The organism is Nocardia iowensis (genome assembly GCF_019222765.1).
In the GTDB taxonomy this organism is placed as follows: Bacteria; Actinomycetota; Actinomycetes; order Mycobacteriales; family Mycobacteriaceae; genus Nocardia; species Nocardia iowensis.
In genome coordinates this window covers 6,133,833-6,144,534 of sequence record NZ_CP078145.1, presented here as the reverse complement: position 1 = coordinate 6,144,534, position 10,702 = coordinate 6,133,833, and the positions used below count along the sequence as shown (strand labels likewise).

General features: G+C 64.9%; 7 protein-coding genes and 4 tRNA genes. 8 read left to right on the top strand and 3 right to left on the bottom strand.

What is annotated here, in order from left to right:
- Positions 1 to 410: 410 nt before the first annotated feature.
- The 4 genes from KV110_RS28260 to KV110_RS28245 all read left to right on the top strand — a co-directional run bounded on the left by KV110_RS28260 (position 411) and on the right by KV110_RS28245 (position 5,109).
- Positions 411 to 1,862 carry an amidase gene (locus KV110_RS28260; RefSeq protein WP_218470271.1) on the top strand — a complete coding sequence of 484 codons (1,452 nt, stop codon included), beginning with the start codon at positions 411 to 413 and terminating at the stop codon, positions 1,860 to 1,862.
- A gap of 320 nt (positions 1,863 to 2,182) precedes the next feature.
- Entirely contained in the window at positions 2,183 to 2,524 is a 342-nt protein-coding gene (locus KV110_RS28255; protein ID WP_218470270.1) for a hypothetical protein, read from the top strand.
- Positions 2,525 to 2,637: 113 nt separating this feature from the next.
- Positions 2,638 to 3,486, top strand: a complete 849-nt coding sequence (locus tag KV110_RS28250) for an SDR family NAD(P)-dependent oxidoreductase (RefSeq protein ID WP_218470269.1) — start codon at positions 2,638 to 2,640, stop codon at positions 3,484 to 3,486.
- A 987-nt stretch (positions 3,487 to 4,473) separates the two neighbouring features.
- The gene (locus KV110_RS28245) at positions 4,474 to 5,109 is read left to right on the top strand and encodes a hypothetical protein (protein WP_218470268.1); all 636 of its coding nucleotides are present in this window, start codon (positions 4,474 to 4,476) and stop codon (positions 5,107 to 5,109) included.
- Positions 5,110 to 5,180: 71 nt separating this feature from the next.
- Here the strand turns inward: KV110_RS28245 and KV110_RS28240 are convergent.
- From KV110_RS28240 to KV110_RS28230, 3 genes are all read right to left on the bottom strand, one after another.
- A tRNA-Val gene (locus KV110_RS28240) sits at positions 5,181 to 5,255 on the bottom strand.
- 1 nt (position 5,256) lies between these two features.
- Positions 5,257 to 5,327 (bottom strand) — tRNA-Cys (locus KV110_RS28235).
- 47 nt (positions 5,328 to 5,374) lie between these two features.
- A tRNA-Gly gene (locus KV110_RS28230) sits at positions 5,375 to 5,446 on the bottom strand.
- A 343-nt stretch (positions 5,447 to 5,789) separates the two neighbouring features.
- Between KV110_RS28230 and KV110_RS28225 the strand changes: the two genes are divergently transcribed.
- The 4 genes from KV110_RS28225 to KV110_RS28210 all read left to right on the top strand — a co-directional run bounded on the left by KV110_RS28225 (position 5,790) and on the right by KV110_RS28210 (position 10,670).
- Positions 5,790 to 5,861: transfer RNA gene (locus KV110_RS28225), tRNA-Val, on the top strand.
- Between the two features lie 1,412 nt (positions 5,862 to 7,273).
- The gene (locus tag KV110_RS28220; RefSeq protein WP_218470267.1) at positions 7,274 to 8,218 is read left to right on the top strand and encodes an AfsR/SARP family transcriptional regulator; all 945 of its coding nucleotides are present in this window, start codon (positions 7,274 to 7,276) and stop codon (positions 8,216 to 8,218) included.
- A 56-nt stretch (positions 8,219 to 8,274) separates the two neighbouring features.
- The gene (locus tag KV110_RS28215) at positions 8,275 to 9,321 is read left to right on the top strand and encodes an acyl-CoA synthetase family protein (protein ID WP_218470266.1); all 1,047 of its coding nucleotides are present in this window, start codon (positions 8,275 to 8,277) and stop codon (positions 9,319 to 9,321) included.
- Complete coding sequence (locus KV110_RS28210) at positions 9,321 to 10,670, top strand: aldehyde dehydrogenase family protein (RefSeq protein WP_218470265.1); 1,350 nt, start codon at positions 9,321 to 9,323, stop codon at positions 10,668 to 10,670. Before KV110_RS28215 ends, KV110_RS28210 begins: the two co-directional genes overlap by 1 nt.
- Positions 10,671 to 10,702: the final 32 nt, after the last annotated feature.

The window sequence follows — 10,702 nt, the reverse complement described above, 5'->3', positions numbered from 1 at the left end:
AGGGTGGCAGTGCAGACGGGAATCCTGCTCCACTACCGAGAAGGCGGGTCCGGTCTGCGCTATATAAGCAGGCCGGATCCGTCGACGTGGATAAATCTCATGCCGTCCTCCGATGAAGGCCTCCTGAACTTCCAGGCCGACACCGATTCCGCCGCGCATCGCCTTGTCAGCAGTCGGGCGAATAGTCTGTGGCCGGAGAGGAACATGACGAGCATTGAGACATCTATCCCGTTGTGTGCAGCGGCGTTTCATGCCCTGTGCTAGTGGAGTGGCCGCACTGCCGACGCTGTGACCTGGGCAAACCTGCTACGAAGGCAGAACGAGTGCGTGACTTCAGTGGCCTGTTCGGCTTTCCCGTTGTGAAAATCGGCATTTTATGGCTGCTGCAGCGCGTCGATACCGTCGGATTCATGGAATGGAATCTTCAGTCGGCAGAAGAACTATTGGCGGCGTTGCGGGCCGGTGAGGTGACCTCGGTGGAATTGACCGAGGAGGCGATCGCTCGTATCGAGCGCGACGACAAGGTGATCAACGCGATCTGTGTGCCGGACTTCGACCGTGCGCGGGCCGCCGCCAGCCGTGCCGATCAGGCGCGCGCCCGTGGCGAGGATCGGCCGCTGCTCGGTATTCCGGTGACGGTCAAGGAGTCCTACAACATGGCCGGGCTGCCCACGACCTGGGGCATGCCGCAGCACGCGAACTACATCCCGGCCGAGGACGCGGTACAGGTGTCTCGGCTCGCGGCCGCGGGCGCGGTGGTGCTCGGTAAGACCAATGTGCCGTTGACGCTGCGAGATATCCAGAGCTTCAACGAGATCTACGGCACCACCAACAATCCGTGGGATCACGGCCGCACCTCGGGTGGATCCTCCGGCGGATCGGCGGCGGCCCTGGCGTGCGGATTCGGCGCGCTGTCCATCGGCTCCGACCTCGCCGGTTCGCTGCGCACCCCCGCGCATTTCTGCGGTGTCTACGCGCACAAGCCGACACTCGGGCTGGCGCCGACCCGCGGCATGGTCGCGCCGCCCGCGCCGGCCTTGCCGATCGACCTCGACCTCGCCGTCGTCGGCCCGATGGCGCGCACCGCCCGCGACCTCGCGCTGCTGCTCGATGTGATGGCCGGACCGGACCCGCTGACTCACGGCGTCGCCTACGACGTCGCACTGCCGCCCGCGCGCCACGAGCGGCTGTCGGACTTCCGTGTCCTGATCATCGAGGACCATCCGCTCATTCCGACCGGATCGGCGGTGCGGGCGGGCGTGAACCGGGTCGCCGAGGCGCTCGTCGACGAGGGCACCCGCGTCGAACGGCGCAGTCCGCTGCTGCCCGATCTGACCGAAGCGGCGACGCTCTACATGCTGCTGATGCTGTCGAACGCCGCCGCAGGTATTCCCGTCGACATGTACGAACAGCTGCAGACCCACGCCGCCGCCCTCAGCGCGGACGACCGGAGTCTCGATGCGGCGCGGCTGCGCGGCATGGTGCTCAGCCACCGCGACTGGGTCGAGGCGAACAACCGTCGCGAACTCCACCGCCACGGCTGGCGGCAACTCTTCGCCGAATTCGATGCCGTCGTATGCCCCATCACGCCCACCCCCGCCTTCCCGCACAACCACAACGGCGGTCTGGAGAACCGGCACATCGACATCGACGGCGTCGAGTACCCGTACTTCCACCAACTCGTCTGGGCCGGTGTGGCCACCATGCCGGGCCTGCCCGCCACCGCGATCCCCGCAGGCCGGTCCCCCGAAGGGCTGCCGGTGGGAGTGCAGCTCATCGGTCCGATGTTCGAGGACCGCACCCCGCTGCAGCTGGCCGCACTGCTCGAGCAGAAGATCGGCGGCTTCCAGCCACCGATGTAGGGCTTGGCGTTAGGTGACGTCGGGAGTCGGAATTGGTAGTGGCGTTCGGCGCGGACAGTTGCGACTGCCACCCCTCCCGGGGCCAAGAACGAATTTTCGCGCGGCGGTACATCATCCGCGCCGCGGTCCGGAAATTTCTCCTTGGTCGTGCGTCTCTGCGTCGCCCTGGGCAGCCGGTGCGGGCAGGCCGGGGGCTGCCCCGGCGGGGACGCGGCTCGCGCCCAGGAATCCCGTCCCTTCCGGGACTCCACTCATTGACACCTACGTGTCACAGCCGTTGCCGGTTGACACGTAGGTGTCAAGACTCCCGGAAGGCTGCGGTGAGCGCATCTGGCACGACAACAAGAAAGGCCCCCTCGAACCACCGATGGCCGCGAACCTCGAACCCGCACCTGATCGTCTCCCGCGATTCCGTCCTGAACATTGCGCCGGTTTCCGACTATCACCTGATCTGGAATCTCGGTCTTCTCGGCATTGAACTCGAACACATCCGCAGTGACCGCATCCTGCGAGAAGCGCTCTCCACCAACGCCGATCCCCTGCACCTAGCGCTCACGTTTGGGCTCAGTGCACCCACCGCAGTCAGCTACGCCACGCTCGCACGCACTCTCACCGAGCGGCCCATAGAAACTGCCGCCAACACTCCCGCGCCCTGGGACTGACGGCGTTGCTGGACTCCTGTCGAGATGTAGCGGTCTGAGGGCGATTTGACTGTGCCTCGGCGGCACGGTCTTGACTGTCGAGCGTTATTCGGAGTAGTTGGAGGAGGCGAACGATGACTCGGACAGCAGTCGTCACAGGCGGCACCGGGGGTATTGGCTTCCATGTCGCAAAGCAGTTGCAGCAGAAGGGGTTCGCCGTCACCGTTGTCGGGCGGGATCCCGGCCGCGGCGCCGATGCGGTCGCGGCCATCGGCGGCGACAGCCGGTTCCTGCGAGCCGACCTTTCCTCGCTGGACGAGGTGCGCGCGCTGGGTGTGCGCCTCGCCGCAGAAGGCCCGCTGCACCTGCTGGTGAACAATGTCGGCGGTATGTGGTCGACGCGCTGGGAGACCGCCGACGGGATCGAGGCTTCCTTCGCGCTGAACCACCTCTCGCCGACGGTGCTGACCGACGCGCTGCTCGGCGTGCTGAAAGCCGGTGCGCCCAGCCGCATTATCGAGGTCAGCTCGTCATCGATCGCCGCGGTCGACGGAGTGCCGGCCTACGACGACGTCGAGCAGGACGGAGAGTACTACGGCATGGCGGTCACGGGCCGGGCCAAGCTCGCACACCTTGCCTACACTCTGGACCGTGCCGAGGACCTGCGGGGCAGCGGTATCAGCGTGCTCGTCGTCGATCCCCTCGGCTCAGCCGCGGCGGCGACGCCGAACGGCATGGCGATGACCCCGGAGATCCTGCCACCTGCGTTCCGGGGCCTCTGGGATGAGATTCAGCAAAGCTTGCGACCCGCCGCCGCGGGCGCCGGACCGATCGTGGCCGCCGCGACTGACCCGGCACTCGACAGCGCGACCGGAGTGGTGCTTGGTCCGGACGCCGCGCCGTCCGAGGATCTCCTCCGGTTCGTCACCCCGGAGATTTCCGCGTCGGTTCGCACACTGACCCGCCGAATACTCGCCGACTGAGGCTCTCACAGACACCCGCGACCGCTCGGCCCCCACACCGGGTTCGGGGGATTTCTCGCTCTGCACTCTCCACACGCCGAACGTCTGCGCGCCGACCTGGCTGCGCGCGGCACTGCCACCGACTGCCGGGGCGACTATTTACGCCTCGGACCCGCGCCCTACCTCAGCGACGCTCAACTCGAATCGGCGATGACCGCACTCGGTGGAGGTATTGCGTCGCAGGTAGTGGCGTTCAACACTCCTGCGGACCTTCTAAGCCCGTGGCAGTGGTTCCCGTCCTCCCGGCGATCGTTCTCCAACCCGGTTCGACTGGAACCGAACGCGTTCCGGCGAGCCGGCAATCGAATCACGTCGGGTTCCCACTGACATTCCGTCAGCGACAGTGAACCCACTGCTTTCAGAGAAGCAAGTTATGAGAGTCAGGGGGAGCGGCGGAAAGTGTTGGTGTGAAGCAAGAGTGGGGTGGAGGAGTGGGTTGGGTTGAGAGTGAAGCGTTGCAGTGAGTGCGTGGTCCGGTTGGGAGACGAGACGTAATCGCGCTGAGGTTTGGTGCGACGTGATGTCCGGAGTCGATATCTGGTGGCGTGCGGTATGAACGGTTGCGATCGAGTGGTCCGGCCCGGTGGGCAAACAAGCGTTCTCGGTCGACAGCTTGGTGGCGTCCGTTCGGATCGGACGGTACGGATTCCCTGGGCGCGCGCCGCATTGTACGGACGACGCCCCTGGCCGGGATCAAGGACGAATTTCCAGGCGGCGGTAGGTCATTCACGCCGCGGTTTGGTATCCAGAAATTCCTCCTTGACCGACAGTCACTGCGGCGCCCTGGGCAGGCGGTGGGGGCAGGCCGAGGGCCTGCCCCGGACGGGACGCGGCGCGCGCCCAGGGAATCCACGTCTCTTCCGGGACTCCACTCATTGACACGTACGTGTCATAGCCGCTGGTCGGTTGACACGTACGTGTCAAGCTTCCGGAAAGGCTGTGGTTGTCATGACCGATTCCGACACCATCACCGGTCTGCTCGTCTCCGCACTCGAACATGCTTGGGCCGCAATCCGATCCCGTCACCCTGACGTCCCGGACGTGGTCTTGACGATGGGATCGGGCTCAGCTGGCGGTAATCTCACCCTCGGACATTTCGTGCCGAACCGCTGGATTCGCGGCGAGTACGAGCTACGCGAGCTGTTCGTCGGCGGCGAAGGACTCCAACGTGGCGCGGTGGACGTGCTCGGCACGCTGCTGCACGAAGCCGCTCACGGTGTCGCCCTCACTCGCGACATCAAGGACACCAGCCGACAAGGGCGATGGCACAACGAGCGCTTCCGGGGGATTGGCGAAGAGCTGGGGCTCACGCTCACCCACAACCCGAAGCTCGGATGGTCACTCACGGCGGTACCGGATGACACCCAGCGGCTCTATCGGGACGAGCTGGACGAGCTGGCTTTCGCGCTCGTTGCCTACCGCCGTCGTGAGCCGGAACGACGCGGCGGCCGGAAATCCAACAACAACGGCCTGTCCGCCGAGTGCGGCTGCGGTCGCAAGCTGCGGATCTCACGAAGCGCGTTCGACGTCGGCGGTATCCGGTGTGAGGTCTGTGACGAGCTGTTCGAGCCGTCTGAGACGTAACTCATCAGGTCAAAGATAGCCCACACAACAAGAAAGGCCCCCTCGAAAGGGGGCCTGACCTGGTACTACGGTGGTGCGCGATACTGGGATTGAACCAGTGACCTCTTCCGTGTCAGGGAAGCGCTCTCCCGCTGAGCTAATCGCGCGAGGTGGAGACGGGAATCGAACCCGTGTGCACGGCTTTGCAGGCCGTTGCCTCACCACTCGGCCACTCCACCGTGCGAAGGGGGACGGCGAAACTAGTTTGCCTGGCCCTACCTCTTCGAGCGGATGACGGGATTCGAACCCGCGACCCTCACCTTGGCAAGGTGATGCGCTACCACTGCGCTACATCCGCATTTTGCATCTCGGCGGCCCGTTGTGGCCTCCGTGGTGCGAGACAGAACATTAGCGGACGCCCGGTGAAAGCTACAAATCCGCTGGTAGAACGGGGGAAATCGGCGAGGTTGCCAGTGTGGCGGAGGTGGCCGGTGTGATTGGGGAGGTTCGACGGCCCGGCTGGACCGCGTGAACAGGGGAATAGATCGCTGGTACCCCAGGCCGAGACGGACTGGTGCACAGCGCGTTCCGCCCTGTCCGGGTGGCGATTTGGTGAACCGCCGGTGGCGCGTGCTAATGTTCCATCTCGTTCGGAGGGCGCTTCCACGCCACCCGGCCCGCCACCATGTGGCATGAGTTCAGGTCCCATAGCTCAGCGGGAGAGCGTCCGCCTCACACGCGGAAGGTCGCTGGTTCGAAACCAGCTGGGACCACTTAAAAGAAACAGCCCCTGACCTGCGCAAGCATGTCAGGGGCTGTTTCGTTTCATATATCCGCATCCAGCTGGTGTGGCCCTGGGTGTCGCCAATCGGCCGAAATCGCACCCCCACCGACCGCGTTTCGCATGAGCTCGGAACCTGTACGCGAGTGGATGGCTGTCGGCGATCAGCCGTCTGACTGTGACTTGCGTCACCATAGAGTGTTCGGCTGCGAACCATAGCGATTCGTAGCAGCTTGGGGTTCGTGTTCGCTCGAGTCCGAGCATCCCGTGGGTCACACCCGTAGCGGCGACACCGCTCGCAATACGCGGATCCGACATCCTCAACTCGGTAATTCAGCATGCTGCGGAGCGGTAATTGCCAAATGCGTTGGCGGGGTTGTGATGTCGCTCTGTGGGTGCCAGTTATGGCGCTGAGGGGGCTTGGTCGAGTTCGCCGAAGCGACCGGGACGGGCCATCGAACCGGCGGTCGGATCGGCTGTCGCCCAAGCGGTGCAGCTGGGCTTGCATTCCGATACCCGCTGGCGCGGCCCTCGGGCTCGTTTGGATGCCGCGTCACCATGCGCCGACATGGGATGGGCATCATGCACAGGCAGTTGCGGTTACCCACGGGTTCTGCTGCGCAAAGTGCTCAACCCATCTCCGAAGGCCTGCGTCGGCGAATAGCCCTGATTATGTAAGTTATGTCGTGAAATGCTGGTGATATCACGGAAAAGATATGCTCTGTCGCTCACTCCAATGCAACTCGATTGTGTATGGATAAATGCTGGACTCGAGAGCGATATGGAAGTGGCCTACATCGAATTCCGACTTTTGCGCGGATGCAGCGTTCAGATAGTCTGGGATAGACGTGTCAATGGTTGATGCGCGTCGAGATTCGGGGGTCGATACGTAATTCCCACAAGCATCTGCAAACCGTCAGCTTTGCATCTCCTATAACGAATCACACCGCCAGGCCGACAGCTCCAGCCCTGGTGCTGGCTCGGTCGCCGCCACGGCGCGACCGGCACTGTCCCTGCTGGTAGATGCACTGCCGAGGGCTAGCGAAGCGTTGGCGACGCCTCCTGGGGATTGAGTTCCGTCGGCCCCCGTCAACACGTCAATATCATGGGCTCCGGGCCGATCGAAGCCTTCGGTTCGAAATCTTGCAGATCCTTCCGAGTGGAACTCTTCCGCTTGACGGCAGGCTTTCCCTTGTCTACTGTCGCTTTTGCGGGTCAGGGCACATATGCACCCCCTGCTCCGATTGAGTTTCTCCAGGTTGGGGGCTGAAAATTCGACGAGGGATCGACTGACGTCTCCTGCTTGTTCACGAACGGCTTGTTAATGAATCGGTAACCAATCGGTCGTCGTCTGTTCGAATTATTCGATCGATTGTTTTCGAATGCTCGATAGGGGGATCTCTCGTGGCGAGAGAGTTGCGTTATCGTCTGCTCGGACCGCTGAAGGTCGAATGCGCAGAGGAACAAATCCGTCTCACCGGCAGTCGGCAGCGGGTCCTACTCGCCATGCTGTTGTTGGAGGCCAACCAGGTGATGAGCATCGATCGCCTCATCGCCGCCGTCTGGAGCGAGGACCCACCCGTCTCCGCCAAGAGCCAGATCCGCATCTGCGTGTCCGAACTGCGCCGCAAGTTCGCCGCCAAAGGATGCGGAGAGGTGATCGAGACGCATTCGTCGGGCTACCTGCTGCGGGTCGATGAGGGCGCGTTGGACCTGCACCGATTCCAGGATCTGGTCGAGCGTGGCCGGGCGGCCGCCGCCAACGGCCGCCTCGTCGAGGCGGTGCGGCTGCTGCGGTCCGCGTTGGACCTATGGCGTGGTCGGCTGGCGGTCGGGCTGGAAAGCGACCTGCTGGCGGCAGCGGCGGTCAAGGTCACCGAGGATCGATACGTGGTTGTCGAGGAGTACATCGACCTGAACCTGCGGCTGGGGCGGCAGCGCGAAATCATCGGCGAGCTGAACTGCTACGTCGCGGACGCGCCCTTCCGTGAAAACCTTTGTGCCCAACTCATGTTGGCACTGCACCTGTCCGGCCGCCGGGCCGAAGCGTTGGAGTTCTATCGCACGGTCCGCAAGCGGTTCGCGGATGAGCTCGGCATCGAGCCGGGCGAGAGTCTGCGCAAGACCGAGATCTTCGTCCTGACCAACGAGTCGGGAACCTTGCCCACGGGCCACCGCCTTCGGCTCGGTGCCCATCCGGCCACCGACCGAATCGTCCCCGACACACGGGCCGAGACCGAGCACCGGCTGACCCGCCTGGAATCGGAGATCGTGCGGCTGCGCGCCGAGTACCACGCGTTCGTCGCGGCGGCCAAGACGCCTGATACCTCGCCGATAGGCCGGCAATAGGTGCCATTGCGACGCTCGGCCCGAGAGAACTGGCGCGTCGAGCAGAGTGAGGCATCGTGACTTCCCATTTCGACAGCCACGTCAGAGAGTCGATGACGTGGCACTTCGATACGAACACCGGGTCGCCGTTCTGGCTGGCCAAGCGAGCCGAACTCGGATTCGATCCGATCCGGGACGTGCGTTCGGCCGCGGACCTGGTGCTGTTCCCGGACGTCAGTGCCGAACTGCGCTCGGTGACTGTGCGCGATCTGGTGCCGAAGGGTTTGTCCGACAGGGTGTTTCAGGTGTACGAGTCCGGAGGCACCACGGGCGAGCCCAAGCGCATCGTCGATTGCGGATATCGCGTGCGGATGCTGGCGTGGGCCCGGCAGCGGCTGCTCGAACTCGGGGTTCCGCCCGGAGGTGACTGGCTACACCTCGGGCCCACCGGCCCGCACGTCGCTGGTTCGGACGTCGCCCGCCATTCGGCCATGGGTGGTGGATTCTTCCACTCCGTCGACTTCGATCCGCGCTGGGTCAAGCACCTCATGGCACATGGGCTCGGCGAGATCGCGGAGAAGTACCTCGAGCACCTGCTCGACCAGGCAGAGCCGATCCTGCGCACGCAAGAGATCGCCGTGCTCAACACGACACCGCCGGTGCTGGAGGCGATCTGCGCGCGGCCCGAGCTGTACGAGCTCGTACAGTCCAAGGTCGAAGCGATCCTCTGGGCGGGCACATCGATCAGCCTGGAGACGCTGCGGCAGCTGCGCGAGGTCTTCTTCCCGGACAAGGTAATCGCCGGGGTGTACGGCAACAGTCTGATGGGTATCGCGCCGCAGCGTCGCCCCGTCGACGACGACATCCACCCCTGTGTATTCACGCCGTTCCCGGAGACCACCCGCATCGAACTGGTCGGTGCGGACGGGCAACCGGTCGACTACGGCGAGCGGGGCAGAGTCCGGCTGCACCTGGTGACAGAGGAGATGTTCCTGCCGAACGTCCTCGAACGCGACACGGCTGTGCGGGTAAAGCCGGTGCCCGGCGAGGATGTGGACGGACTCGCCGACGTCCAGACCTACCGCGCCCTCGATGAGGTCGAGATCATCGAGGGCGTGTACTGATGGCCCCGATCGTGATCGACCCCATGATCGGGGCGCGGACGGTCGCCAGCGCGGATCGGTCGCAGCTGAATGGCGTGTCGGGGGAACCGGTGGCCGACGTCGGTCTCGCCCCTCGGCTGCTCGCCCAGTCCGCCGTGGCCGAATTGCGGGCCGACGCCGACGGCGTGCCGCCGGATCCGGCGATCTTCCCTCGCGCGGCCGCGCTCTTCGCCACCGAGAATCTGGCCGGTGCGTCGCCGAACGACTACGCGCTGAATGTGATTCGCAGCTCGGGGCTCACCATGTCGGCGGTGCGGCGGTCGGTCGAGGAGATCGTCGCGCAGTTGACGGAGTTGCCCGAGACCACGGCCGCCGAACTCCCGCGGACCGAGTTCGGTAATGGATTCCGGACGAGATGGGTGCCCCGAGGCAGGTTGTTCGCCGCCGTGCTGGCCAGCAACCATCCGGCGCCCAACGCTTCCTGGGTGCAGGCCCTGTTTCACGGCTACAGCGTGCTGGTGCGCCCGGGAAGCAGGGACCCGTTCACACCGCTGCGCCTGATCGCGGCATTGACCGCCGCCGGACTGCCCGCAGGCAAGATCGCCTTTCTGCCGAGTTCCCATGCGGTCGGGGAGTTCCTGCTCGGTCAGGCCGACCGAGGGATCGTCTACGGCGGCGAGAGCGCTGTTACCCGCTGGCGGGCAAGGGAATCGGTCGCGGTACGTGGCCCGGGCCGGGCAAAGGCCTTACTGGACGCGGACATCGATGACACGGTCCTCGATCACCTCGCGTACTCAGCGTCTTTCGACGGCGGCGCGCGATGCAACAATCTCTCCGCGGTGTTGACCTCGCGACCGGTGGCTCAGGTCGCCGACGGACTGGCGCTGCGACTGCGAAAGCTGCCGGTGCTGCCCGCGACGGACCCGGCGGCCGACCTGCTGTTCCTGGAACGCGGTCGCGCGCAACGGCTCGAGCGACTGATCGACTCGATGCGCGCGGAGCTGACCGACCACAGCGGCGGCGACAGCATGGTGGAACTCGACGACGGTTCCGTTGTCCCACAACCTATCGTGTTATCCGCACCGACGGCCAGTCACCCCCTGGTCGGTACGGAACTCCCGTTTCCCTTCGTCGTTGTTGCACCGTGGACCGCGGCCGACGGCATTGCCCCGCTGCGTGACTCACTGGTGCTCAACCTGATCACCGACCGGGCCGAGCTGGTGAGCCGCGCACTACGGGAACCCAGTGTGCGCAAGGTGGTTCGGGGCACGGTGCTGCCGTGGGCGACGGTGCCCGGCATCCCGCACGACGACAACTTCACCCAGTTCCTCCTCGAACCGAAGGGCTGTATCGGCGATAGCGCGGAGTAATGCCGCCGATACCTCGTGGCCGAATCATCAAG